This window comes from Paenibacillus xylanilyticus (assembly GCF_047246825.1).
GTDB classification, from domain to species: Bacteria; Bacillota; Bacilli; order Paenibacillales; family Paenibacillaceae; genus Paenibacillus; species Paenibacillus xylanilyticus_B.
Map to the genome: position 1 here is coordinate 1,092,417 of NZ_JBFOLB010000001.1, position 26,449 is coordinate 1,118,865.

Sequence of the window (26,449 nt, forward strand, 5' to 3'; positions counted from 1 at the left end):
TCCTCGCTGTTTTCATCACCTCTAATCCATATGGAATAATTGCTTGACTTATGACTTTCAATAAAACTTCCTCTACCGCATCCTATAAGTCTTTTCTGGAGAATAACCGAATCGTTAATAAATAGGAGGCACAGAACATCAGTATAACTCCGATTGAAATTGCAGTGATAACCTGCCCATTAATCATACCTTCCTTGTTTACCATACTCATGAATAGAGCAAAGGGTTGTGCAAGAACAATGAGCGAGACCATAAATACCCCATTGATAATCCCGGCTCCCTTTTTACTGAGTGCATAAAAAAGTGGCATATAGATAGAGACCAGGACGAGCACCATTCCCACTGAAACCATAATGTCCAAAACCGAATAATTCGGTTTATTCAGCTCAGGGAAATTTAAGTCAACCAGCCAATGAATCCCGAATGAAGCGAAAACTCCAAATAACGTAAACAGAATGGACGACAAGTACTTGGCTTGTACGATGTTTTTGCGGCTAACCGGGAGGGTGACCAGAAAATTATGGTTATGATTTTTGATATCAATCATGGTCGCAAGAATAATCGAACCGAATGCGGTATAGATCCCGACAAAATACATCGACATTTCACTTTTGGGTATAAATGCGAAACTGAAAACGACAAGATATAGAAGAATCGTCCACAGTGAACTCCTGATTGCTATGAAATCTTTGCGCAGCAAATTAAGCATGTTTGCGTCCTCCCTTGGCTGTAAAATAGATCAGATCTTCTAAGGACGGCCTTTGCAAAAGGGCAAAGCTGCCAAATAACCGTTCTGCTTCCTCCTTATTACGTGCCAATCCTTCAAAGCCGACAGCCGTCTCACGAATTCCGATAAACTGGTCTCGGGTATCCGAATCAAGAAGTTCCATGTCACCTTTGACAATCGTATATCTCTCAAGCACGTCATCCTTGGTTTCATTAAATACGAGCTTGCCCTGATTGATGAACGCAATATAGTCTGCGATACGCTCCAGATCCGTCGTGATATGGGTAGAGAAAATAATGGATTTTGTCTCGTCCTGTATCAGATCGGAGAGCAGATCAAGAAGTTCTCTTCTAAACACAGGGTCAAGACCGGATGTCGGCTCATCCATAATGAGGAGCTCAGCGTTGTGAGACAGTGCGATAGCAAGAGAAAATTTGATTTTCATCCCTTTGGACAGATCTTCAATCTTCTTTTTTGGAGACAAATCAAATTGCTCAAGATAGCTGTTAAATTTCTTTTCATCCCATCTCTTATAGAATGGTGCAATCATTCTTTTCATTTCCCGAATCGTAAGATGTTCATAGTAAAAGCATTCATCTGACACGATACCAATGCGCTGCTTAATGTTAATTTCCTGTGAGGGCATCTCATTACCCAATGTCTTTATGCTCCCGGAATCAGGACGGATTAGACCAATGATCATTTTAATTAGTGTGCTCTTTCCAGCTCCATTTGGTCCGATAAGACCCGTAATGTACCCTTGTTTGACATTCAGAGATACATTATCCACCTTAAATAAGGGATACGTTTTGGTTAGATTTCGCAGTTCAATCGCATTCATGGTGTATTTTCCTCCTCATACAACAATGTGAAATGATTGATTACCTCTTGCTCCGTCATGCTTAGTTCCTTGCTCTCACGAATGATGTCCAGCATTTTCTCTTCCAGTCGTTTCATGCGCTGTTCCCGAATAAAATCCTGATTGGCACCTGAAACAAAACACCCTTTTCCTACAACGGAATCAATCAGTTTCTCTTTCTCGAGCTCTTCATAGACGCGTTTGGTTGTTATCACGCTAACTTGCAAATCCTTGGCGAGCTGCCGGATTGAGGGAAGACTATCGCCCGCAACCAATTCCCCACTCAAAATGCTCTGACGTATCTGATTCATAATCTGCATATAGATTGGATCGCTCGAAGCGTTGGATATGAGAATTTTAATGGCCCTTCACCTCATTGGTGTTTATTGAGTATATAGTGTGTATATATAATATATACACTATATACTCATTTCGTCAATCCAAATTTGCCCATTTATTCGAAACATCTGCACAACAAAAAAAGAACGGAAAAACTCCGTCCTTCGACTCTAATTCACGATTATTTCAGAGATGCTGGCAGCTTGACCCCGATCAGTTTGTCTTCGGCTTGTATGATGATCATTCCGTTTGTCTTCAACGTTGCTTCGTGCAGATCCGCCCCGGTTTTCACGCTAAAAACCGGCTTGGACGTCAGCATATGAATACCGAGCAGTGTTCCGTTACGCTGCGCACGATAGACCCCTTTACCGTACATGCTAACCTGGGACACAGGGGCATCACCGTTCCATTGGACCCCACTACCGTTGACCAGTTTAATGCCTGTCAATTCACCTTCCGTTACGCTGCTTCTGTAGATAAGTCGTTCCTGTACAATGCCCATCAACTCTCCATCTACCCCGTAAGGACGCTGAAACGTCCGCGAAGGAGCATCACCCGTTTTGTAAGTGTCCAGATTGTATTCCGATATCTGATCGCCTTGTTCAACGTACAGCTTGCCTCCACTTGCTAATACGCTTCCTTGACCCCGATCATATGGTGGGTCACCCGGCATTTTCCAATTGAATTCAAGAGTTCCTTTTGTCGCACCCGTCTTGAGGTTATACGCATTTATCTGCAGTTTCCGATCCGGAACGGATTCGTAGTCGGTAAGCAGCGGAGAGTAATAATCAACTGAGTAGACGAGACCGCCTTTAATTTGAATTGCCTCTCCCTGACCAAAGTCGCTCCAGAGCTTTTTTCCTGTTTCCTTGTCATACGCGTTCAGTTGAATAGAAGTTAGTGCCCCCTGCACAAAAAAAGTTCGCAGCACAACTCCATCCGATTCCTGAAGGTAAGCGGTACCATTCCCTTCGGCCTTTGCTTCGTCAGCCTTCCACCGCAGCTTCCCGGTCTTGCGTTCAAAGGCAAACGTAGTACTTCCCTTGATCACGTAAAGTGTGTCTGCAGCAGGCACCAACGCCTCTGTACGTTCACGTGTATCAATCCATGTGGATGTCCCCGATTGCCATACGGCCTTTCCTGTCTTGGCATTCACTGCATATGGCTTATGATTTGAAGACAGTCCATACAAAATACCGTCATCATAGACAATGCTCGGAGTTAGATGATTACCGAATGTCCATAGCTGCTTGCCTGTTGCAGCATCCAATGCGATTAGCTTGCTTTTTGAAAAAGCAAATACCTTGCCCTCCTCGGCTACTGCCTGATGTCCTAAAGAGGTCTCATTCATATTTAAATAGTTGTCTACCTTCACTGTCCAGGTAGGCTTTAATTCAGGTACGGTGAAACTCGGATAAGAGTACCAGTTGCGGATGGATACATCTGCTTTTTCCGCGAGAACCTGTGAAGGAAAAGCATTATACCCCGAACACACGGTTAGTAATGCGGCTGTTATGCCCGTAAGCGTGCGGCGAATAAAATGATTCTTTGGTTTTCGAGATCGTGGCTTGGACTGCAAGTGGATCATATAATATTCCTCCCTTTTGGTGAAGTATCTTAGTTCACCCCTACTCTCTGTTTAATAGGATGTAAACATTTGGAACGAGTTTAGTATACTAGAGGATGAATTTGGGAGCAATTAACAGATTCATTGTTCTTATGGTCATTAAACGTTACAGATCGATAACATATTGCATCTTCGTAACGGTTTGAATATTTCCATTGACCTCTCTGCATACTACATCAAGTAATGCAAAAGACATTTAGGAGGCCATTCACTTGAATCAATTTTCTCAGACCCAGCAAATCACCCAGCTCGCTCAACAGCTCACTCATCAAACTCAACAAGCATCCATGCAATATCAACAGCTTTTGAGACAAGAGCAAAGCAATGCTCAACAGCTTGAACAACTTGCACAGCGCGAGCAGCAAGCAGCCCATATGATTCAGACAGCTCTTCAAGGACACCAAACAGCGATCCAGCAACTGCAGCAAATTGCGAACCTTGCACAACAACTAGCAAATACGACTAATCAACATGTATCCTACTTAGACCAGCCATATAGCAATCCCATTAACTCTCCTGGACAAACTTTCGGAAACTTTTCCAGCCAGCATCGTCAATAAATGCAAAAGTAAGGAAATACAAAAGGAGCCCTCGCAGCAGGGCTCCTTTTGTATTTCCACCATCAAACGACGTATCATGATATAAAAAAAGAAACCGGAATGCCGGTTTCTCTTGTTACTCCATATCCACTCTTTCAGAAGATGGATTTATGTGTTTAGATCATTTAACCCTGGGCTGTGTTCATTCGGAAGTTCAGGCATGTACGGAAGTGGATGCCCTTGTGGAGGTTCCGTAACTTGGAGCTCGCCGCCATTGCGACTTGGTGTTTGTCCGCTAAATATTTCAGCGATTCTTGTATTATCCAAACGAAAGTTAAATTGAGCATTATGAAAACCCATGTCTACATATTTCCGACATTCAGGATATTTGTTGATATCGTAATTCGGGATAGGGAATATCTTCCCCCAATTAACCCCAAGTGTCTCCAGTGCTTTCGCAAATGCATTTTGATGGGCATTGTCACGAACGATCAGGAAACCTAAGGTTTCGCGAAACGCTTTATTCGTACTCATTTCATAAATTCGGGACTTCTGTAATACACCCGTTGACTCCAATACAATATTATCGAGCAAGTTGCTCACTAGGTTGCCATGATCATATACATAATTGCCAAGCCACGGATTACCGGCAGCATCTACAGGCAGTGAGCTTTGAGCGCCCATAATGTAATGATGCGGATTGGCGTGTTTAATAGCTTCGTCCAGTGGTGCGCCGTCAATGCCAGCATCCCCTGCTCCTTCAGCACCTGCTCCGGTCAACAATTGATTAATTGTTTGTTGTACCAATTCAACATGACTTAATTCCTCAAGAAATACGCCTCGAATCAGATCCCTATACTGTGTCGCTTTTCCGCGAAAGTTACTGCTCTGGAAAAAAAACTGCATCATGGTCCGCATTTCGCCGAATTGGCCCCCTAGCGTTTCCTGCAACACTTTTGCTGCAGCCGGGTCAGGCTTATCCGGGACGATCATGTTAATCAGGTCCTCGCGATAAAAAAACATGGTTGTCCTCCATTCAAGTAAATTACAACCCTAGTTTCTGCCTCTTTCCTGAATTTATGTAAAAGCTTTACTAACCAATGTTTGGCTATCGACAAGAATATAATTATTACATTTGGTAAAACATAATTCGGTAAAACGACATTATATTTGGAGGGGAATAACATGGGTATTTTAAGTGGCAATCCCAAAAATGAACCGATGCATTACGGTGAAATCTTCAGTGTATGGCAATGCTCCATGGTAGCCAAAGGAGCCGTTTCCTGTTATCAAGCCTACTTGAATCATGCAGGTGACAAAGATCTGAAGAAAGTACTGGATGACCTGTTGGATCAAGCCAAACTGGAAATTAAAGAATGCGATACCCTCTTAACCGAAAACGGAATTGCTCCCGCACCAACCTTGCCGGAAAGACCTCCTGTAAAATTGGAAGATATCCCGGCTGGTGCGAGATTCACCGATCCTGAGATTGCGGCTAAAGCAGCAGCTGATACAGCATTGGGTCTGGTTGCAGCAAGCCAAGCCATGGGACAATCCATCCGGGAAGATATCGGTGCATTATTCGCCAAATATCACGTCACCAAGACGGCACTGGGTGTTAGAATTTTGCAAATGAACAAAGAAAAAGGATGGCTCATCCCCCCACCTCTTCAAATCAAAAGACCGGATTCTGACAAAGCCTAAGTAACTTTGTGTTTTGCTGACGTTAGACTTCTCATCTGAAGACAAGACAAAGAAGGAGATGCTTCTCTCTCCATTCTTTGTCTTTTTTTGCTATGCCCTCTGTTTAGAATTATGGGAGCAGGTTATATACATTTAGAATTAATCTACCATACAAATAAATGGAGGGATTCCTATGTTTCGACATCAGAAAGAGTTACAATTTGAGGTAAAAGTAGATCGCCCGGATCCCATGTTTGCTCGTCAAGTTCAAGAAGTATTGGGTGGACAGTTTGGGGAAATGACCGTTATGATGCAGTACCTTTTTCAAGGATTTAATTGTCGGGGCGAAGAAAAATATAAAGATATGCTTATGGATATTGGCACCGAGGAAATCGGCCATGTCGAAATGCTGTGCGCACTGATTAGCCAGTTACTGGATGGTGCTACACCAGCTGAGCAGCAGAAAGCAGCTGAAGATCCCGTTACAGCTGCCATTATGGGAGGTATAAACCCTCAACATCTGCTGGTAAGTGGTCTTGGTGGGTTACCTACAAACTCTAATGGAGTGCCTTGGAATGGTTCCTATATTGTGGCAAGCGGTAACTTGCTTGCAGACATGCGATCTAACCTGCATGCCGAAAGTCAAGGCCGTCTACAAGTGGCAAGACTGTATCATATGACCAAAGATGAAGGCGTTCGTGCAACTTTCCGAAAAATGTTGGCACGCGACCGTTACCATCAATATCAATGGATGGCGGCTATTCAGGAACTGGAAGAAAAGAACGGAGTCGTTGTCCCAGCTTCATTCCCTCCTGAGGCAGAGATGGAATCTCAGCCAGAGGCATACGAGTTCTGGAACCTGTCCGAGGGGACGGAGTCCAGTGAAGGTTTATGGGCTACAGGAAGTGCACCTGATGGAACTGGAGACTATGTATATGTATCCAATCCTGTACCAAAAGGACAGATTTACGAGCCAGTTATCCCGGCCACAGAACTTCACCATGACCTGGATGGTAAAGCAAGTGACAAATAGTGCTCATCCAGCAAACTACTGACTTTTCATCCGGCAATATTATTTTGTTTCTTCCTTTCTATGCAGGGTATTAATATAACGACAAATATTTGGAGGTGCTTGTGATGGCGACTAAGGAACTTGCTTTACATGAGAAACTTGAAATCCATGAACTGCTTACTCTCAAAACTTCATGTGCCACCAAAGCCGTAACGATGCTGGAACTTGTCAAAGATGAGAAACTGAAGTCCTTGATTGAAGACGATTTGGACAACTCTTCCAAAGCAATTGAAGAATTAAAATCCCTTTTAAAATAAGGAGGTTATTCTGATGACTACAACCAAAACGAAAGAAATGCTCGTGAAGGCCATCGCTCCGATGGACGATTTGGCGATCGCTACCGATTTGCTTCTGTCTGCCAAGTCCGCCGTACGCACCTATGCAATCGCTCTTACCGAAACGGCAACCCCAAAAGTTCGTAAAATACTGAAAGCCCAATTGGATACTGCGATCGAGACTCATCAAAAGATTGCTGATTATATGATCAAAAACGAAATGTATCATCCTTACAATATTGAAGAACAAGTGGAGCATGATATGAAAAAGTCCGATACGGCTTTAAAATTGGTGGAATCAAACTAAGCGGCCAATAAAAAAACGACTCAGTGTCATACTGAGTCGTTTTTTATTTTATGGTGGTATACCATCAAAATGTATATTTCTATAAGATATTAATTATTTTTTTTGTTTTTCATTCTTTTTTTCAAAAGAATAACGAGCAATAACAATACAGGAAGGAAAATTTGAAAAAGAGGAGAAATATAAATCAACGTAAACCCCCGACCAACTTCGATATGTTCAGTAAAAGTTGGTGATAGGAATGAAACTCCATATAAAACAAGTCCCATTGGTAACACCCACTTCTTGTAACTTCTATGTGTTATTCGTTCAAGTCCAATCACTGCACCATGGAAGAACGCAGCCATTTTGATCCCAAGCCCCAAAAACAGAAGTAAAGTAAATAAGGCATCCATGCGCTCAAATACCTCGGTCATATCAATTAATTGAACCGTCTGCAAAAGCGGGAGTGTGCTAAACATCGCGATCTGGGGACCCATGACGAAAATGATGAGTTGATTAATAAATGTTAAAGAAAGAGCAGTCATAATATAAGCAGCAATTACCACTTTATTTAAATTCCTCCCATTACGGGCATAGGGATAAAAGACCAGAAACAAGACGGCCTGCCCAAATGGAAATGAAATCATTTCCGGGATAGCTGCTCTCAAAATGGGACCCCACCCATTCTCCATAACAGGCAGACTTAAATCCGTGTGAAGAAGGCCCGTGGAAGGAATCAAAACGCTAATTAGCGTATAGCCCAGAACCATAACAGGAAACAGCATCATGCACATGAGGAACAACACCCGATATCCATATCGAACGGTGTTGGAGACGACAAGAATTGTAATTAAACTAATCACCCAAATTGGTGTTCTATTCAATAATGTCAATTCCGTGACTTCAGCTAAATCCCGCAAATTTCGGGAAGCTTCATAAGCGAAATAACCTATAAACAATAGAATTAATAAAGTACCCAACATCTTTCCCATATAGCGCCGAAGCATCAGGAACAAATCCAATTCAGGTTCCTGATGATGAATCCCCAAATGTATGAGTAACAATAATAATCCAACAAAAGCTCCTGTCAGCATGGCTAACCATGCATCCTGTTTGGCCTCACCGCCCATCAGAAACAAGGTTGTGCTGCCAACTTCAAAAAGGGAAAGACAAACAGCCAATTCGGATACACGAAGAGTCCCGGCTGAATTCATATTTAACCATCTCCTTGGTGTTAGTTTTCCCCTTCGCTTTCCTTCTGAAGCAATCGGCTAAATGAATCCTGCAGCAAGCCTACGCGTTTGAGGCTAACGTCCACATTAATGTCAATATCCATCTGTGCCAATACCTGTGGCCAATTATCTTTCATAGCTTTCCAGTCTTTTGGATGTCTTTGATGTATTTTGTTGGCGAGCCCCAGCATATCGGCATGTATCCGCTGACTTGCATTCCACCCTAGCAGCATCTGTGATTTGATCAATTGTTCAGCTTGATCTTGCAATTCATTGACGTTACCTGTGCTCACAATATGTTTTTTTGAAGTGCTCTCGTCAAGCTCAGCTTCAACTTTCGCCTTTACATGAACGCTGTAATGAGAGCCTGACTTAATGGGCATAACCTTCACCTTTGCTTTCCTGACAAAAAAGGAGTTAATCTCACCATGTGCTCCTGCATAGCTCAAGTTAGTCCTGTTTATTCGATCCGTCAGCCACGAAACGCCCATGCTCTCTCTTTGATTCAATATTCCGATTTGCTTGTCTTTATTGAACACACTTAATCCATCGAGTCTCAATTTGCTTGGTGTTGTGGTCTGCTTGAAAATGTCGATGGATTCCAATTTACCAGGATTCTGACCATTAACAGTGGCGATAGGAATCCCGGCAGCCCCACTATCAGAGGTGATTTTCAAAGCAACTTCATGCAGGTTCAAGACAGGGTAAAAGGATCCCCTCTCATTGTTTCGTTCCAGGATCTCCGACAGTGCGCGACCAGGTTGCTTTTCTGGTGGTATCAGTTTCTTGAGGTAATCTCTAGCCTCTCCATCTGCAATGATCACCTTTACCGTTTCCCGGGCATTAACATTGCGATAGTAGTCATCCATAATTTCTGCAATTCCATATTTTGATGCTTCCTGACCAATCAACATGACGTTCGTATGTGCGAAGTACAATCTTTTGGGGTTCTCCACACTGCTTTTCGCTACCGCTTCCCGAATTGTTTTCCCTTGAGATGAAAAGGTGGTCACGGATGCTTGAGATCCACCAGATGATCCCGTTGTACTGGTCGCGGGAGGTACAATGATTTGATAGGTAATATCCCACCTTCCGTCCTTACGGTCAAATCCTGTGGCGGTAGCAATGCCCAGATCATTTAATTCGGTACGATTACCACATCCGGCAATGAATATTCCTAAACAAAGTATCATTCCACAGAGAAATAAACGAATCAAAGAAATCCCTCCCTTATTCGCTGGTATCAGATTCATCGATACTGTCTAAATTATTGTCTGAGCCTGATGGATATTGGTGTGGGGCCTGTCTTGTTTTATTGGCCCCCGCTTTCTCATCAGGTCTTGTCTTCATTGCCCACCAAGGTACCCTCAAGATCAGATCTTTCATGTTCGACTTGTAAAATGGACTGTAAGGAGACAAATAATCCATCCCAAATGATTTTAGCGATACCAAGTGCGCCAACAGAGGAATAGCGCCTGCCAATATGCCGAACAAACCCAGGGTACCTGCAAGTAACATGAATGGAAAACGCATTAACCGAACCGCTGTTGCCATGCTGAAATAAGGGATAACAAAGTTGGAAATGGCGGTAAAGGATACCACAATAACCATCGCTCCCGAGACCAAGCCTGCTTCTACTGCTGCTTGGCCTATTACCAATGCACCTACAATGGATATTGCCGGCCCAATCGCTCGTGGCATCCGCACACCCGCTTCACGAATAACCTCAAAGGTAACTTCCATAAGCAAGGCTTCAAGTAACGCCGGAAAAGGGACCCCTTCCCGTTGAGCGGCCAGAGTAACCAATAAAGTGGTGGGTATCATTTCTTGCTGAAAAGTAGTTAAAGCGATGAACGTGGAAGGCAATAATAAAGAGACTGCGAAAGAGATCATCCGAATGATTCTCAAAAAAGTGGAAATATCATATCGCTGGTAGTAATCTTCTGTAGTTTGAAAAAAGTTAAAAAAGGTGACTGGAGCAACCAGGGCAAACGGGGTTCCATCAACAAGAATGGCTACTTGTCCATCGAGCAAGCTCCCTGCCACTGTATCCGGACGCTCTGTATTAAGCATGGTCGGAAAAGGGGTGATAGGCGCGTCCTGAATAAACTCTTCTATGTAACCACTCTCAAGGATACTGTCTGTACGGATGGAATTAAGTCTCTTCGTGACTTCTTCTACCACTTCTGGTTTGGCGATTCCTTGAATATAAGCCAATGCAACTGACGTTTGGGTGTACTCTCCGATGTTGTGCATTTGAAACTTCAGGTCAGGTGTCCGAATCTTTCTTCGAATAAGTGTAATGTTGGTCGTCATTTCCTCTGTAAATCCTTCTTTTGGTCCCCTGACGACCGTTTGGGATGTGGGTTCCTCCACTGACCTTCTTTCCCCTCCGGAGATGGAGACAGCTAAGACTTCTTGTACACCGTCTACAACAATAATCACATGCCCGGTTAATATGGCTTGATAGACCCGTTGGGGTGAATCCAAACTTTTGATATTTCCTGAGGGTAGAATTTTTCTCACTAATACATCTGCTGATTGGTCTTCAAATGGTGGAGAGGTGTTAACCAATTGAATGACATTTTCCATAAGTTCAACTAGCAGGGCGGAATCTGTCAAACCCTCAATATAACAAACAGCCAGAGAGGTACCCTCTGCAGCAGATCCAGGGAAATCACGAATCACAAAATCAGGACTATATTCGAATGCTTTCTTTATGGTGCTAAGTTTATTCTGTAGTGATGGATCCAAGTTCTCAGAGTGATTTGTTAGATTTTGCCCAGCTTCTACTTCCTTCTGAGGTTGAGATGTAAACACATTTTTCATCCACCGGAAGAGCATATTTTCACCTCCTTTATTTTCCGATTAATATGGATTAGACCTGAAAAAAATATGCAAATAAACAAACGTTGTCCTATAAATGTGGTTCATGGAATAAGCTGTTAGAGTACACGAAAGGAGGAGAATGACGTTCCATGTTAATTGGTTATATTTTTCTGGGAATCTCACTATCAGCGCCTATCGGGCCCATTAATGCTGCACAGTTGGACAAGGGTGTCCGAGGTGGCTTCATGCCTGCCTGGTTTGTTGGATTGGGCGCGATCGCCGCTGATATCATTTACATGCTTCTCGTTTATTTCGGTGTCATTCACTTGCTTGATCTTCCTTTTGTAAAGGCTTTCCTGTGGTTATTTGGTTTCTTTGTTCTGGTATATACCGGTGTGGAATCTATAAAAAATTCAGGAAATCTGACTTCGTCTGATATGAGAGGAGATGAATCAGCATTATCCAAATCGTTCATCCACGGATTTCTGATGTCACTGTTCAATCCCCTATCCATCATGTTTTGGCTTGGCATTTATGGCTCCATTCTGGCCAAGGCAGTGAATGATTCTACCGTGGAGCAAACGCTGATTAACAGTGGAGCGGTGATCCTCGGTATCCTGATTTGGGATATTTTCATGGCAGCCGCCGCAAGTTTATTCCGCAAGTACCTTACTTCAGGAGTACTAAGAGGCATTTCCATCATATCAGGACTCTCACTCGTTGGTTTTGGACTCTACTTTGGAGCTAAAGCCATTCAGTTTCTCTTTTTTATTTAAGTTTACTTTTGCGAAGCCGTATACCCGTAATGTGGAAACTGGGGCCTTCTTCCTTGTTGCTCTGTTCATCTTCAGCATCATCTGTTTTGGAGGGATTGTGCCCCTTCTTCTTCTTACGAACCTTATGCACAATGATGTCACTCATGGCAATAAGAAAAACAAGCAGCAGGCTGATAAAAAAACCGGGTCTGCTGAGGGCATGGAACAGCGTACCTGTAACGGCCAAGCCAATCAGGACCAGTCCAATCCATCGTTTGACGATGCTGAACTTCCCTGCTTTCAACAGTCGACCAGAAGACAGCAATATAAACGACCAGTTGTACATGAGCATTAATCCGGCTGCGGTCGTTACGTATTCATACACCTTACCAGGAAGAAGCAGAGACATGATAATGGTCGCGATCAGCCCACAGCCAATGAGAGAGAGCGCAAATAATGGATATTTCTTTTTCCATTTCCGTGCGAATAATCGCGGGGCGTCTCCTTCCTGGGCCAGGGTGAGCATCATGGAAGTGACAGCATAGAGTGACGCCGTCATCGTAGAAAAACCCGCTACAATCAGTACACCATTGAACAAATGCGGAACAAACGCCAAGTGATCACTACTAAGAGCCAGGACAAACGGGCTCTCTTTCGGATTAAAGGCATTTAGCGGGACCATTGTTAAAGCGAGTCCGATCGAAACAACGTACACTGTCGAAAGCGCGATGAGCATAACTTTTCCTGCCTTAGGTGCCTCTTCCGGTTTTTGAAGTCGATAAGACATGATCCCGAGCACTTCAATACCCCCATAGGCATAAAATGCAAATAGAAAAGCAGACCACAAGCCAATACCGCCCTTTGGGAAAATTTCCGCCATTGCCAGGGGTACTTTGTGCTCGTACTTTGTCCCGCCAATCCACCCAGCGAGAAGCGCAATGGCAAGAACAACAAACATGATGATTGCTGCAATCTTAATGATGGCCAATACATTTTCAACCCGGTCAAATCCTTTGTTCCCGAAGAATACAATGCAGAGACCCACAATCCCGAATCCGGCAGCAAAGATCCAGAGGGGAACATTCGGAAACCAGAAACGCGAAAAAATGGACAAGGCCGTTAACTGACTTCCCATAATCAGTAGTTCGGAAAACCAATACACCCATCCACTGGCAAAGCCTGCCCAGCTTCCGAACGCCTTTTTCGCATAGGAACGAAAAGATCCCTGTTCGGGGTGGTCTGATGTCATTCTTGCCAAGGCATCAAAAACAATATAAGTACCCAGTGCCGCCAAGATATAAGCCAGCAGCACAGCGGGACCACCAATGGATATCGCAAGGCTGGAACCCAGAAAATATCCTGTGCCAATGGTCCCCGCCACACCAAGCAAGCTTAATTGCCACCATTTTAGTTTCTTTTCCTCTGTTGAGGCATCTGATGCTTTACTCATTTTTTCATTCCTCTTCTATATAATTTGGATCGCACAAGGTAGCCTTTCCCAATTGTCCCTATTTCATGTCCTGTGTTGGCAAAACAAAAAAAGCCGCCATATTGGCGACTAAAGTGACACTACTCTTGGATATTTATCTTTGTCGGCTTCCGTAATCGCTCGGATAACCCGGCACGGATTGCCAGCTGCGATGACACCGGCCGGAACGTCCCTGTTAACTACGCTCCCCGCCCCAATAACCGTGTTATCTCCGATCGTTACGCCTGGAAGAACAGAAACACCTCCGCTAATCCATACATTGCTCCCAATCGTAATGGGAAGGGCAATCTCTAATCCCTGATTTCGTTGTTCCGCATCCAAAGGATGGCCAGCCGTGTAAAATCCGCAATTGGGTGCAATAAACACATGATCTCCAAATGTAATTTTCGCTGCATCCAACATCACCGCATTATGATTACAATAGAAGTTTTCTCCGATCTCTATGTTGTATCCCTGATCACAGAAAAAAGGTTGTTCTATTAGAAATTTGCTACCGGTTTTCGCTAATAATTTTTTCAGAATGACTTCTCTTTCGGCAATCATTCGTGGACGCAACTGGTTGTAGTCGTAACACAGCTCTTTGGCTTCAAGGCGTTCGTTTACCAACTGTGGATCATTATTATTGTCGTACAACAGCCCTTTTTGTGCTTTTTCTTTTTCGGTCATCATTAAAGTAAGGCTCCTTACCTGGGTCTATTTTCAATGCAAAACTTCTATGTATGAGGGTATAAACGTCTATATTATAACACTTACTATAAGAAAAACATGAGTAACCTTTAACGAGTCACTCATGTTACATACATCTGCTGTTAGCTTTTATTCACTTAGTGCTGTCTTAATTAGGGCATTAACTCTTGAATTGAAGAGCAAACCTATATGGGAAACCAGCGAAACCTGTATATTATTCGCTCCAGTCAATCGGGAAAGTGCAGGAGATACAATCGTGTCGCTTGTAGAGTAGATCGAAGTAACCTCAACTCCCTGTGGCGCCGAAGTTGTAGTCAACCGATTGGCACCTCCCAAGGTTACCAGCTTGTCCACTTTGGATAAACCACCCCGGTTCAGTATGTAATATAAGCTATTCGCCCCACCCATACTATGAGCGACAATATTGACTTTGGTATGGCCTGTTTCACGAAGCACATTGTCTACGAATTGACTGATCGCAGCCGAATTTAACAATTGGTTTCCCTGTTTACTAGGCAGATCAATCGCGAATAACTCATTGCTAGACCAACCTTGACCGCGTAAGTAACTCTCAATAAAAGTGAAATTGCTATCGGAACCTGTTAATCCATGAACAAAGACTACAGGTGTACGCTCTGTTGCAGCTAGAGCCTTCGAACTTTGACCGATACCAGGTATCGAGATAGCCAAAATCATACTCATAACCATAATAAAAATCAATTTACTCTTTTTCACTCACTTCACTCTCCTGTAATAGTTTATAGTTTATAGTTTATATAATATAAGTAAATAATTGGTATATAAATGGACCTTTGGTCTCAATTTTAACAGTTAAGAATTGCAGTAATTGCTGATTATACGACGTCTGAACCCTATTGATTTAAATAGATTCACAAGGATCTGATCTCTCTATAAACCTCTTATATGACCTTTAGCAGCCACTATATAGTAGACACTGATGAATAGTAAAGATTTCCTTTAGATATCTCTCTCATTCTCTGTTATGCTGAGTGACGGCAAATTTCAATTTACAGGAGGAACTTCCTAGATGAGACAACTGTTTAAACGTATCACCCTTTTCTTCTTAGCCATGATTCTTGTGGTATTCCCTTTTTCATGGAGCAACGTCCATGCTGCCGATTCATACAAGTCACTCGATTTGTATTTCCCCACAGATATTGACGGCCACTGGGCATACGAGACGCTCGACAATTTCGTTAACGCCGACCTCCTTAACGGATATGCTCTGGGCAATGGCGAGGTGGCTCTCAAGCCCAACCATCCGATTACCCGCGCAGAATTTGTAGCTATTCTTGTGCAGGCTGCAGGACTACATAGCACAACGGAAGGGAAAACCTTCAGTGATGTAAAGGCAGGCAAATGGTACGCTGAATCCGTTCGAATTGCCAGTTCGCTCGGTGTCGTTGGAGGCGTAAGCAGTACGGAATTCGGTCCTGATCTCCCAATCACGCGTGGCGATATTGCGGTAATGGTCGTTAGGGCGTTCTCCAGCACCGTTGAATTTAAAGGCACAGCCAAAACATTCAAGGATGTTCCAAACTACTATGCATCTGCCGCCATCTCCAAAGCAAGCCAGGCCGGTATTGTTTCAGGCATGACAGCGACTACGTTCCAGCCGTTTGCGAAGGCTACACGTGCACAAGCTGTAGTCATGTTGGAGCGTGCTCTAAAGTTGGAGCAAACGGGGCTCCCTGATACCGCGGAACTGACGACGATCGCTTCCAATGCTACGGAATCGGAGATCAAAGCCATGTCAGAACACAACTATGATCAGTTGTCCGTGACCTACGCAACGTATTACACAGGGTATCAGCTTTCTAACAGTTTTACGTCATTGGAGGATCTCACCTCTACACTGGATGAAGAAACATCAATGGATATTGAATTGCTCTCCCAGCCGGACTTTTCCGTTATCGAAAACTCGAACCGTTATGCTGTATTGGAAGCATCTGGCGGCAAGATGAAAATAACGATAAATTCGGGTGAGGATCAGCAAGAAGAGACGGTCTCCATGGACGGATTGTACAAACTCAAAAAAATGAATGATAACAGTTGGAAAATCTATGCCATCTTACCCTATGAGGAATAGACCATAATACGTCTCGGATTCTCACATATTACAAAAAACCACTGAATTTATTTTCAGTGGTTTTTTGCCTAAAGACTGATGATATTAATAAATGGTTGGAATCATTCCTCCATCCATACGGATCGGAGAACCTTTAAATGCGGATGCATAAGGACTGCATACAAATGCAGCGAGTCTGCCTATTTCAACAGGTTTGATAAATCGCTGTATTTCGGATTGAGGCAAGTTTGTCGTCATAAATCGTTTCTCTTTTTCCAAAAAATCCAACTCTTCATCCGGATACAATCCTTCAATGATCTGCTCTACATTCTCAGAGAGGGTTGGACCAGGCATAATGGTATTGACCGTTACTTCTGTTCCTATTGTTAATTTGGATAAACTTTTGGACAAAGACAGGAGCATGGATTTCGTCATGCAATACTGGGGCATCTGGCCTGAAGGCATTACCGCTTCTTCACTCGCTATGAAAATAATGCGACCAAATTGATTATTTAACATCTTCGGCAAGTAAAACTTGGATAGTCCGTTAGCCGCAAGAACATTGGTACGGAAGTATTTATCCCAGATTTCATCGTCCACATCCTCATACGGCATGAGTTCGTAAATGCCCATATTGTTAACCAGAATATCCACATGGGGGTATTTTTCAAATAAAGCTTCTCGTTGTTTTATGTCAACCAAATCAGCGGTTGCATGCTTCGGTGATGTTTCCGGATATCTTGTCTTCAATTCATTAACGGTTGCTTCTACTTCTGAGTCATTCCGGCCATTGACGAGTACATGGACTCCTTCTCTGGCAAGTTCAAACGCGATTGCCTTCCCAATACCTTTCGTTGATCCTGTTACTAGAGCGGTTTTTTGATGTAATCCCATATCCATCTTTCATTTCTCCTTGATCGTTTGGCATGTACGGCAAGCTGACTGGAATCATTCATTGGTTATTCCGTCTTCTGCTCCCGATAAGGATAGTTTACCGTGATCAAATTAGTTCGTAACTAGCCTGCTGTGCCAAACTTCTTGCTTAAGACGCCAATTCGAAGGCGTTTCCCCTTCCCAACATCGGAATGCACGGTAAAATGAATTTTGATCTTCGTATCCTACGAGGAAGGCCACTTCTTTTATATCAAGTGAGGGATCAGATAAGTACTCCCGTGCCTGCTCGTGCCTGGCTTGTGTCAGCAGCTGTTTGAAGCTCGTGTTCTCTTCAGTAAGACGCCGCTGTAAAGTCCGGTGACTCACTCCTAATTCCTTCGCCACAATGTGGATGTCGGGGCGCCCTCTGGTGAGGCTGCGTTTTAGAATCCATACGACCGCGTCTGTCATGGACGGACTGCGTTGCTGTTCATCAAGGGAGCGATCGAGCACGGGTGTCAGAATCTCAAGCAACTCTTCGTTATAAGTAATAAAGTGCCTGTCCAGATCTCTCTGATGTAAGATCAATCGGTTGCTTGGTGCCCCAAACCGGATATTGCAACCGAAATATTCCTCTAGCGTCTTCAGATCTCCCATAGCGTGCGAAAATTCGACCTGCTGTGCATTTAGGGGCTGACCCGTTCCATGGCGTCCAAGCTCCAGAAGAAATGCGAGCGTAATCCCCACCAGAACGGGCGGTCCAGATTGGCTCGTATTCTTCCACTCCAATTCGATCGTGCAGCGCTCCTTCTCCTCGGTAATATGCAAGCTTTCAGGAGGGCACATCTGTTTGTACCGCGCCATGCGATGCAGTGCATCACGATAGTCACGAGCATGGTAAGTGGCTAAAACACTCGGTGGATAGTGCGCTGTTTCAAAAACGGTTGCGAGCTTGATGATTCCTGCAGCCGTATCACCTATTAGATCGGAATAAGCCTGCCAGATCGCAAAATACTCGTCCGTATTGACGGTTGTATTGTTGATCTTGGTGAGCGGCAATTGTGCTTGGCGTGCAACGTCTCGGACGTCAAATCCCAATTGCTCTAATCCAGCCCAAAATCCAGGGGCGATTTTAATACGTTCATTGGGATGGGGCTTCATACCTTGGTCTCCTTTGGCTAGTTTCAAGTATAGACTAGGATACTCTTTCGTTCATAAGATGTCTATTCTAATGGAATTGTATTAAAGAGGAATGACGATATTAGGCAGTAGGCTGACCTATCCATTCGCGTTGTTGGACGTAAAAAAGCCGCCATGAAGGCGACTCCTTTACCATGCAATTTTTCAGTTGTATTACTTGCACATTATTGCTGGATAACCCCTTGTTTGAGCAGTTCGTTAACATTTAGGGATTGATCATAAGGGACATCAATCTTGCCTTCATTCACCAATTGAATGATTTTATCCCGATACGGGCTTGCAAGATCAATTCCAACGATCTCCCAGTTATTGTCCACTTCAGGGGAAATCTCCTGATGCTTTTGAATGTATTCAACCAGGTAATCCCGAATGCTCCGCGGTGACTCCCAGTCACGGTTCGCTGCTACCAATTTGTAGGCCTTCAGTGCGCTGCTGTATCGATAGTTGTTGACAGCAAGCTTCAGTTCCTGTGAGTCCGTCAGAGGTTTACCTTGATACATAACGTCAACGATCCGTTGTCCCGCTGGTTGGGACAAATCGATTTTGTAATCCACACCCGCAAACATATCATACAGATAACCTGGAACCTCTGGATCGAAGCTGATGGAAACGTCTCCTTCTTTCCATTGATTATAGTGGGAAGCAGACCACTCCATATAAGCTTTTAATTCTTTACCAGTCACATGGACGGTGTACAGTACGTTGTCGAATTTGTAGATGTCAAAAATATTGGCATACGTGATATTGCCTTCTTTTAGATTGGAGGTGTCTTTAAACAACGCTGCGGCCGAAACGTCCGCTCCGCTCACTTCCAACTGAACCTTGTTGATGAGATCAACCACGGCTGTATCTTGGAGCTTGCCTTCCGGAATGCCTTTAATTTCATCGACTGGCTGGAAATCCGCGGTTGCCTGTCCGAATACACCGCCCGAAGAACCATCAGCTCCAGCAGAGCCGCCACCAGTAATGAATTGGATGGTTGCTTTATGTTCTTCTTTCACCAAGTTTTGAATGGCAGGGTCCGGCGTATATGCAGCCATATCGACTACTTGAACTTGGCGGTCCGTTACTTTAGTTGTTCCATGATCTTTCTTCACTTCAATATCAAAGCGCACAATGTCGCGCCCGAGGTTGCGAGGGCCACCAATTACGGTTTGTCCGATTTTTTCATTGACAATAATGTGCATGTGTCCAACAAGCATGGCATCCAACTCAGGCACCATTTGCACAATACGTTCTGCAGAATCCGAAGCCCCATCTTCGTCGAATTCAGCAAACATGCCGGCATGGGCGCTCGCAATAAGTACGTCCACTTTCTCCTCATTTTTGAGGTATTGTGCATACTTCTTCACCGTTTCACCCATGTGCTCGAATGTCAGGCCGTCGACTTTATCTCCGTCCCAACGAGGAACATTCGGTGTCGTCACGCCGATAATCCCCACTTTTACACCATCCACATCAATAACCGTGTACGGTTCGCCCAGCGTCCCACCATCTTGTGTCAGGATGTTCGCCCCAAGAACAGGGAAATTCAATTCCTTCATAATTCGATCAACATGATCCAGTCCGAAGTTGAATTCATGATTTCCGAAGACCATAGCATTATAATTCATTGCATTCATGGCTTTGGAAACAGGATGAACCACATCCGTATTTTTACGATAGATATCGTCCGTTAATATATTGCCTTGATATGTGTCCCCATTGTCTATTAACAGTACATTAGGGGAGGTCTTCTTTACCTCATTGACATATGTAGATATCCGTGCCAATCCGTTGTTCGTTGTTTCCGCACTGTCTTCATAGGTGTAACCCCACAAATTTCCGTGTACATCAGAGGTACCTAGAATCGTAATGTTGGTTGTTTCCGGTTTTTCTTCTTTTGAAGGAACCTCACTAACAGCAGGAGCCTTTTCGGGAAGCTTTAACTTCTGACCGATTTGAAGAAAGTTTACATTTTTCAATTGATTGAGCTTTTTCATTTCCGCAACGGTTGTCCCATTCGTTTTGGCAATGGTCCATAACGTATCTCCTTTTTTGACAGTGTACGTTTCGGCAGCCGCAACTCCACCAAAAAGGGTAGAAAACAACAAAACCATGATGAGTATCCAGCTCAACTTTCCATGATGCTTCATAAAATCCCTTTCACCTCTTATCTAGTTATGTGTGTTACAAGGTCTATCAACTAAATCATAACAAGATAAATGAAAAATATGGAGATTAAATTCAGGTTTTGCACAAAAATATTCTATTTTTATACATCATTATGTAAATTCATGGAAATATTCTAACTCAACTTATCTATTATGTAACGATATGGATATATGATCATTTATTTTAATTCAAAAAAACAAGCCCGATCCAGTTTGGACCAGGCTCCCTATATTCTACCCCTCTACAATATCTGCTTGCAGAGCAGTTGCAATTTCAATCATCTTAGGAACAACAGCTTCGCTGGAAATAGCCACGTACAGATCTCCCGAATACAGCCGGAACGGAACTTCCATGTTATCGTGCTTCCACATAAAAAAATCCCCATCGATTGACATGGTACTTTCGGTTCCTGTAACGGTCAAAACCTGAGCGTATGTAAAATCGGGCTGGGATGCAAAGTATTCTTTGCACTCCTCAAGAGTGATGGATTGCTCCACATTTTGTTCTTGCATCGAACGTGTGATACGGAAACGCTGATTCATTGATATGCCTCCAAATTCATTCATTCTGTTTTTGCTTTTCATCCATAATAGCAATTTACTTATCGTTTCGGCAAGAAAATAGCTCGAAGCGCGTGGCTGTTACCTCGTTTTTATATTGCTTCCCTTCATCTGCGACCTGTCAAAATAGAAAAGAACCTCATCAAGAGGTTCTTACTCCATTACTTGAACTCTATTGTTGAACAGTGCCTTTGCCAGTCTTCACCGTCTGTACTTCATACATGTTAACTGTAGTGCTGATCAGATATGCAGGTTTCTCCTGCCCTCTTTTGTTGCGGTGACCCTGGAGATGCGCATCGCTTTTCTCCCAGTTTTTCCACGCTTCTTCCGATTCCCAACGAATGATCACCATGACCTCTTCATGTTCCTTGCTTTTCTTGTTAACCATTACACTGAAATCAATCAGTCCAGGCATATCTACCACAGGGGTCGGACCACTGAAGCGTTCCAGCACCTTGTCGCTGTTCCCTTTTTCAATAACCATACTACGAGTTTGGATCAACATGACTATTCCTCCTGGTCGCCGCAGGCGCTGTATACATAACAGCCTAGCAGCAATTTTTATATATCTCTCTTCTATAGTTTAATCCAATTGAAAATGATTATCAATAAGCCGCAATATCAAGTAACATCTTGTAATTGGAACTCTATGAAAATTTTGCTATACTACAGTATGCTAGATTTACTATACAACGTCCCTTTTTCTACTATTTTTAAGAACCAGGAGGAATATACAGCATGTTACCTAAACGTTTAGGCAAAACTGTTGCTGCCACCCTAATCAGCCTGTCCCTGCTTGGAACGACTGTAAACATCGGTGATGTACATGCAGCACCTGCCATTTCGGTTAAACTGGATGATGTTGCGCTGCAATTTGATGCTGCCCCGCGGATTGATAAAGGAGTTACCTATGTTCCATTCCGTACAGTTGGGGAAGCGCTTGGAATTCAGATTACATGGAACAGCAAAACGCAAACGGTTAAAGCAGTAGGCAGTCTTAAAGGTCAAACCACCGAGGTTCTTCTCAAAGTGGGCAGCAGCACAGCAACTGTTAATGGAACGAAAGTAAAGCTGCCTGCCGCTCCGGTACAGCGAGAAGGACGTGTACTCATTCCGCTGAGTTCGTTCAGCAGCCAATTCGGCGTGGGTGTGGGTTGGGATCAGGCTACACGAACGGTTTCTCTGGTATCCCCGCAGCGCGAAATGCATCTGAGAGCATTTTATGCCGTGCGAGCATTTCATGAAATCGATCTTGTTACATCCATGAACTCAGTAGCCTTTGGCTGGAGTCGCATTGACCGGGAAGGCCAGTTTACGCTTCAAGGCGAGGAGTATTCTCTCCCTGAGGCAGCAGGCGACGTGACCCCTCAGACCATCGTGGCGGATGCTGCAGATCAGAACATTAAACCGTACCTTATGGTATATGCACTGGATGGTCAAGGGGAGTTAACCAAAGTTTTGAGTGACAGCAGTCTTCGCGAAAAATCGATTCAGGGCATAACCGATGCCGTAGCAGAGAATGGATTCGGTGGAGTCGTTCTTGATTTTGAAGGATTGGGTTTTAAACTGGATGCCAAACAGCAGCAGAAGCTGCTTAACGATTACGTTAAACAATTAAAAGCTTCATTGCCTAACGACATTTCTATATCACTAGCTGTACCGCCGCTAAACAGTGTATACAAAGGCTATGATTACAAAACGCTCGCTTCCTTGGCAGACGATCTCATTATTATGGCTTACCAATATAACCCTGCGGGTACCAAAGCACAGGTTCCTGAACCGAGCAGTCTCGTTGACCAAGCCATTCAGCTAGCACTAAACGCAGGTGTTCCAAAAAACAAGCTGCTGCTTGGTATTAACTTAAACAGCGAAACGGGAACCTCCGTTGATGACAAGCTTGGATTAGCCAAGCGATACGATCTCAAAGGAGCTGCATTCTGGCGTCTTGGGTTATTCCGTCAATTCAGCAATCAAATGGAAGACGCGGTGAATGCATCGGTTATAAAGGAGTAGAATGCGTCCATGCGAACTTGTCTTCTATGAATATACTATTCTATCTCACAGGATAGGAGGTATGTAGATTGGCTCAATTTCTGGATGCACGAGTTTCGCAGAATGCTACATCGACCAACTCCATTTCTATACCGATTCCAGTAATCAACACCCCAACGTTATTTGCACAGATTGGTCTATTAACTGCAGGCGCGGGGCCCAATCCCCGTGTTCAAATTAAAGGAACCATTACGGTACAGTTACCTCTGGCGCTTTTTATAGTAACGATCACTATTGTGAGAGGTACTGTGGCAACAGATCCGATCATCTACTCGGCAAGTACCACTTATGGATTGAGCGGCATAATTGCACCTGAAGTTATTACATTTTCTGCAAATGACTTCAATCCTCCCATCACACCACAACTAACCTACTCTGCGTTCATCAGCACGAACTTATTGGGAACGGTTCGAGTAGGCCCTGAAAATTTGGACGGATTTCTCGTCTCGGATTAATCATCGTTTGAATCCAATCTTCTTTCCTGCCGGAGCTGTTGCGGTAGGTTTTTTTCGACTGAAAAAAGCTCCCTTCACAGAAGCAGGTTATGAATATCCTGTCTTCTGTAATGGGAGCTGCTTTAATCTTACCTATCAATACTGCTTCAAAACCTGTCCCAGAATTTCGATGCCCTTCACGATCTGTTCATCCGAAGGTGTCGAGAAATTCAACCTGATGGCATTGCAGGCTTCGCTCTCATCAACCAGGAAAGCCGTACCTGGAACAACCGCTACGCCACTGGCGGCAGCTGTTTTGGCATAATCCAGCATCGGGATGTGAGCCGGCAGATCACACCAGAGGAAAAGACCGCCATCCGGACGGGTAAATGTAATGGATTCCCCCATGTGCTCTTTCAGCTTGTCCATCATTAATGCTGATTTTCTGTGATATATCTCCCGAATGCTGCTGATATGTTCGGCATATGAGTATTCCGCCATGAACTTGTATGCCAAAATCTGTGGAAGCATGGCCGTATGTACGTCTTCTCCCTGTTTGGCCACCACCATCTTCTGTACAACCTCATCCGGCGCCAGAACAAACCCAACGCGTAATCCGGCAGACAGAATTTTGGAGAAGGAGCCTACATAAATAACCAGCCCCTCTTCGTCCATGGATTTGATCGTTGGAATATCTTCTCCGCTGAAACGAAGCTCACCATATGGGTTATCTTCCAGAATCATGACCCCGTATGTTTTGGCAAGATCATAGATGGCCTTACGTTTCTCCAGACTGGTCGTAACTCCCGTCGGGTTTTGGAAACTAGGGATCAGGTAGATCAATTTTACATTCTGCTCTGTCCGCAGTGCATGTTCCAGCTTCCCGATGTCAATGCCATCGCTCTCCATGGGAACACCCACAAGCCTTGCACCTGAAGCCCGGAATGAATTCAACGATCCAATGAAGCTTGGACTCTCACAGATGATCGTGTCTCCTTCATTACAGAATACTTTACACGCAAGCTCAATACCCTGCTGGGCACCAGAAACAATGAAAAGTTCATCCGATGCTGAGCCTGTGTTATAGCCCGTCTTCAGGTGATTGGTCAATGTATCGCGCAGCGGACCGTAACCTTCTGTTATCCCGTATTGCAGGGCCGTTACCGGATCCTGCTCCAGAATCGTCTGTGCGAACGTCCGAATCGCTTCAATGGGGAACGTCTCCGGAGCGGGATTTCCTGCAGAGAAAGGAATAACGTTTTGACCCGAAGATGCCTTCAGGATCTCTCGAATAATGGATGGTTGCAGTGCTGCAATCCGATTGGAAAATGAATAATTCATTGGTGTATAATGCCTCCCTACTTCAAATCTGACGCTCATGACTGCTTCTGCATTCCATTCTATTATACGAGTACTTGTCCGATTTCAAAATGGTCTCCTTCAAATTAGCTGAAAACAACAAAAAAAGAGGTTGGCATAAGCCTCCCCTTTTCTGATCCATCAATCGTGCTATAACCCATGATTATCTGCGTACCAGGTTCATCTCCGATAGCCTTGTGGCCTTAACCAAATAAGTCGCCAGGCCAGGAATTAACCGGGCTAGCCCTGGATAGTATTTGTTCGTTTTTGCAAAAGCCAGCTTCTGAATTCTTCGTGCCCTTCTAAGCAGCTGGGTAAATTCATTGTTGGCGTCCTTCGTATATCCCTGCTGCCATTCCTCAAAGCTAATGTCCTTCTTCAAATAACGGTTGGTCCATTCGGCACATAAAATGGAAGAACGCAGCGCAATGGACATGCCGTCTCCACACAACGGAGGAATCATCAGCATGGCATCCCCAATATGTGGGAATTGTGACCAAGGTTCAGGGATATTGGACAAGTTAAGGGGGGCTATGGAAACTTGAGTTTCCGGAACCGGGCTGCCTTCAGCAAGTCTGGCAGCCAGCCTGCCATTGGTAGTGGACGCTGCATGCAGAATATCTGTTACAGACTTACCGCTCCCCTGCACCGTATTCAGTGTCAACAAGGCTGCCACGTTAGCAGTACCATTCTCGATCGGAGAAATACCGACATACCCTCCCTCGCAAAAGTAGAGCTCCACTCGATTGGACAATGGGAGCCCGCTATAGTGCGACTTCACGCCAACATATACGGTGTCATCCCGCAATTGAGGCGGAGACGTGATCCCGCGCGGCTTTTTGGTTCCATACGCTCCAATAACCGCTTTTGCTCTGAAGTTTAATCGTTCATTCCCTTTTTTGACCTGCACCTCATAGTGGTCATCTTCAAGCTGCTGAATACCGATAATCGTCGCTTTGGTGATGATTTCGGTTCCCGCCGCTTTGGCTTCGCTGTGGAGAATCCGATCCAATTCATGCCGACTGATCCCATAAGCCGACCCAGGTAAAGGAGCTTCAATCTGCCCGCCTTGAGGCATAATAATTTGGGCATGGTCCATCGCGCTTGGCATCACTTTCTGATCAAGCAGTCGAATGTCCAGATATTCCAGCATTTCTTTGGTTTCTGGTGACATAAATTCCCCGCAGGTTTTGTGACGCGGAAATGCCTGCCGATCAAGCAGTAGTGTGCGATGCCCTCTTCTGGACAGCTGCAGGGCACATGTACTGCCTGCGATTCCCGCACCTATGACAATGGCATCCAATGGTTTGGACACGTAAAATCACCTGC

Annotated in this window: 27 protein-coding genes; 9 read left to right on the forward strand and 18 right to left on the reverse strand. The window is 44.2% G+C overall.

Going from position 1 to position 26,449, the window contains the following annotated elements; translation table 11 throughout:
• Positions 1-82 precede the first annotated feature (82 nt).
• The 4 genes from AB3N00_RS04590 to AB3N00_RS04605 form a co-directional block, all read right to left on the reverse strand.
• Positions 83-709: an ABC-2 transporter permease gene (locus tag AB3N00_RS04590; RefSeq protein WP_413033521.1), complete on the reverse strand. Its 627-nt coding sequence runs from the start codon at positions 707-709 to the stop codon at positions 83-85.
• Complete coding sequence (locus AB3N00_RS04595; RefSeq protein ID WP_413033522.1) at positions 702-1,568, reverse strand: ABC transporter ATP-binding protein; 867 nt, start codon at positions 1,566-1,568, stop codon at positions 702-704. Before AB3N00_RS04595 ends, AB3N00_RS04590 begins: the two co-directional genes overlap by 8 nt.
• Positions 1,565-1,948, reverse strand: a complete 384-nt coding sequence (locus AB3N00_RS04600) for a GntR family transcriptional regulator (protein WP_413035186.1) — start codon at positions 1,946-1,948, stop codon at positions 1,565-1,567. Before AB3N00_RS04600 ends, AB3N00_RS04595 begins: the two co-directional genes overlap by 4 nt.
• A gap of 158 nt (positions 1,949-2,106) precedes the next feature.
• Positions 2,107-3,513, reverse strand: a complete 1,407-nt coding sequence (locus tag AB3N00_RS04605) for a PQQ-binding-like beta-propeller repeat protein (protein WP_413033523.1) — start codon at positions 3,511-3,513, stop codon at positions 2,107-2,109.
• A 251-nt stretch (positions 3,514-3,764) separates the two neighbouring features.
• Between AB3N00_RS04605 and AB3N00_RS04610 the strand changes: the two genes are divergently transcribed.
• Positions 3,765-4,112, forward strand: a complete 348-nt coding sequence (locus tag AB3N00_RS04610; protein WP_413033524.1) for an AMP-dependent synthetase and ligase — start codon at positions 3,765-3,767, stop codon at positions 4,110-4,112.
• 147 nt (positions 4,113-4,259) lie between these two features.
• On the opposite strand, the gene AB3N00_RS04615 is transcribed toward AB3N00_RS04610, so the two are convergent.
• Positions 4,260-5,114 (reverse strand): manganese catalase family protein, encoded by an 855-nt coding sequence (locus AB3N00_RS04615; RefSeq protein ID WP_413033525.1) that lies wholly within the window; start codon positions 5,112-5,114, stop codon positions 4,260-4,262.
• A 162-nt stretch (positions 5,115-5,276) separates the two neighbouring features.
• On the opposite strand from AB3N00_RS04615, the gene AB3N00_RS04620 reads away from it, so the two are divergent.
• The 4 genes from AB3N00_RS04620 (at position 5,277) to AB3N00_RS04635 (ending at position 7,428) form a co-directional block, all read left to right on the forward strand.
• Positions 5,277-5,795: a DUF3231 family protein gene (locus tag AB3N00_RS04620; RefSeq protein ID WP_413033526.1), complete on the forward strand. Its 519-nt coding sequence runs from the start codon at positions 5,277-5,279 to the stop codon at positions 5,793-5,795.
• Positions 5,796-5,967: 172 nt separating this feature from the next.
• A complete protein-coding gene (locus AB3N00_RS04625; protein WP_413033527.1) occupies positions 5,968-6,807 on the forward strand; it encodes a manganese catalase family protein in 840 nt (279 codons plus the stop codon).
• Between the two features lie 104 nt (positions 6,808-6,911).
• The gene (locus AB3N00_RS04630; protein WP_175396556.1) at positions 6,912-7,103 is read left to right on the forward strand and encodes a spore coat protein; all 192 of its coding nucleotides are present in this window, start codon (positions 6,912-6,914) and stop codon (positions 7,101-7,103) included.
• Between the two features lie 13 nt (positions 7,104-7,116).
• A complete protein-coding gene (locus AB3N00_RS04635) occupies positions 7,117-7,428 on the forward strand; it encodes a spore coat protein (protein WP_413033528.1) in 312 nt (103 codons plus the stop codon).
• Between the two features lie 89 nt (positions 7,429-7,517).
• Here the strand turns inward: AB3N00_RS04635 and AB3N00_RS04640 are convergent, their stop codons facing one another.
• Genes AB3N00_RS04640 through AB3N00_RS04650 form a run of 3 tightly spaced genes read right to left on the reverse strand, consistent with a single transcriptional unit; the run spans position 7,518 to position 11,483 of the window.
• Positions 7,518-8,621 (reverse strand): GerAB/ArcD/ProY family transporter, encoded by a 1,104-nt coding sequence (locus AB3N00_RS04640; protein WP_413033529.1) that lies wholly within the window; start codon positions 8,619-8,621, stop codon positions 7,518-7,520.
• 20 nt (positions 8,622-8,641) lie between these two features.
• Positions 8,642-9,856, reverse strand: coding sequence for a Ger(x)C family spore germination protein (locus AB3N00_RS04645; RefSeq protein ID WP_413033530.1), 1,215 nt, complete (start codon positions 9,854-9,856; stop codon positions 8,642-8,644).
• A gap of 13 nt (positions 9,857-9,869) precedes the next feature.
• Complete coding sequence (locus AB3N00_RS04650) at positions 9,870-11,483, reverse strand: spore germination protein (protein ID WP_413033531.1); 1,614 nt, start codon at positions 11,481-11,483, stop codon at positions 9,870-9,872.
• Positions 11,484-11,617: 134 nt separating this feature from the next.
• Between AB3N00_RS04650 and AB3N00_RS04655 the strand changes: the two genes are divergently transcribed.
• On the forward strand, positions 11,618-12,244 hold the full coding sequence (locus AB3N00_RS04655; RefSeq protein ID WP_413033532.1) for a LysE family transporter: 627 nt from the start codon (positions 11,618-11,620) through the stop codon (positions 12,242-12,244).
• Here the strand turns inward: AB3N00_RS04655 and AB3N00_RS04660 are convergent.
• From AB3N00_RS04660 to AB3N00_RS04670, 3 genes are all read right to left on the reverse strand, one after another.
• Positions 12,237-13,673: an amino acid permease gene (locus tag AB3N00_RS04660; protein WP_413033533.1), complete on the reverse strand. Its 1,437-nt coding sequence runs from the start codon at positions 13,671-13,673 to the stop codon at positions 12,237-12,239. The genes AB3N00_RS04655 and AB3N00_RS04660 overlap by 8 nt on opposite strands.
• A gap of 108 nt (positions 13,674-13,781) precedes the next feature.
• Complete coding sequence (locus AB3N00_RS04665; RefSeq protein ID WP_413035187.1) at positions 13,782-14,378, reverse strand: sugar O-acetyltransferase; 597 nt, start codon at positions 14,376-14,378, stop codon at positions 13,782-13,784.
• A gap of 150 nt (positions 14,379-14,528) precedes the next feature.
• Positions 14,529-15,107: an esterase/lipase family protein gene (locus AB3N00_RS04670; protein WP_413035188.1), complete on the reverse strand. Its 579-nt coding sequence runs from the start codon at positions 15,105-15,107 to the stop codon at positions 14,529-14,531.
• A 340-nt stretch (positions 15,108-15,447) separates the two neighbouring features.
• Between AB3N00_RS04670 and AB3N00_RS04675 the strand changes: the two genes are divergently transcribed.
• Positions 15,448-16,509 (forward strand): S-layer homology domain-containing protein, encoded by a 1,062-nt coding sequence (locus AB3N00_RS04675; protein WP_413033534.1) that lies wholly within the window; start codon positions 15,448-15,450, stop codon positions 16,507-16,509.
• Between the two features lie 84 nt (positions 16,510-16,593).
• Here AB3N00_RS04675 and AB3N00_RS04680 read toward each other — a convergent pair whose 3' ends face one another.
• The 5 genes from AB3N00_RS04680 to AB3N00_RS04700 form a co-directional block, all read right to left on the reverse strand.
• Entirely contained in the window at positions 16,594-17,388 is a 795-nt protein-coding gene (locus AB3N00_RS04680) for an SDR family NAD(P)-dependent oxidoreductase (RefSeq protein WP_413033535.1), read from the reverse strand.
• A gap of 105 nt (positions 17,389-17,493) precedes the next feature.
• Positions 17,494-18,522, reverse strand: coding sequence for a helix-turn-helix domain-containing protein (locus AB3N00_RS04685; RefSeq protein ID WP_413033536.1), 1,029 nt, complete (start codon positions 18,520-18,522; stop codon positions 17,494-17,496).
• Between the two features lie 203 nt (positions 18,523-18,725).
• The gene (locus AB3N00_RS04690) at positions 18,726-20,696 is read right to left on the reverse strand and encodes a 5'-nucleotidase C-terminal domain-containing protein (RefSeq protein WP_413033537.1); all 1,971 of its coding nucleotides are present in this window, start codon (positions 20,694-20,696) and stop codon (positions 18,726-18,728) included.
• A 252-nt stretch (positions 20,697-20,948) separates the two neighbouring features.
• Complete coding sequence (locus tag AB3N00_RS04695) at positions 20,949-21,257, reverse strand: hypothetical protein (protein ID WP_413033538.1); 309 nt, start codon at positions 21,255-21,257, stop codon at positions 20,949-20,951.
• Between the two features lie 190 nt (positions 21,258-21,447).
• Positions 21,448-21,780 carry an antibiotic biosynthesis monooxygenase gene (locus AB3N00_RS04700; protein ID WP_413033539.1) on the reverse strand — a complete coding sequence of 111 codons (333 nt, stop codon included), beginning with the start codon at positions 21,778-21,780 and terminating at the stop codon, positions 21,448-21,450.
• Between the two features lie 233 nt (positions 21,781-22,013).
• Here AB3N00_RS04700 and AB3N00_RS04705 point away from each other — a divergent pair, with 233 nt between their 5' ends.
• Together AB3N00_RS04705 and AB3N00_RS04710 are read left to right on the forward strand one after the other, a co-directional pair.
• Entirely contained in the window at positions 22,014-23,288 is a 1,275-nt protein-coding gene (locus AB3N00_RS04705) for a stalk domain-containing protein (protein WP_413033540.1), read from the forward strand.
• A gap of 68 nt (positions 23,289-23,356) precedes the next feature.
• Positions 23,357-23,782 (forward strand): hypothetical protein, encoded by a 426-nt coding sequence (locus AB3N00_RS04710; RefSeq protein WP_413033541.1) that lies wholly within the window; start codon positions 23,357-23,359, stop codon positions 23,780-23,782.
• A gap of 135 nt (positions 23,783-23,917) precedes the next feature.
• Here the strand turns inward: AB3N00_RS04710 and AB3N00_RS04715 are convergent, their stop codons facing one another.
• Positions 23,918-25,102: a PLP-dependent aminotransferase family protein gene (locus tag AB3N00_RS04715; protein WP_413033542.1), complete on the reverse strand. Its 1,185-nt coding sequence runs from the start codon at positions 25,100-25,102 to the stop codon at positions 23,918-23,920.
• Positions 25,103-25,283: 181 nt separating this feature from the next.
• Positions 25,284-26,435, reverse strand: a complete 1,152-nt coding sequence (locus AB3N00_RS04720) for an NAD(P)/FAD-dependent oxidoreductase (protein WP_413033543.1) — start codon at positions 26,433-26,435, stop codon at positions 25,284-25,286.
• Positions 26,436-26,449: the final 14 nt, after the last annotated feature.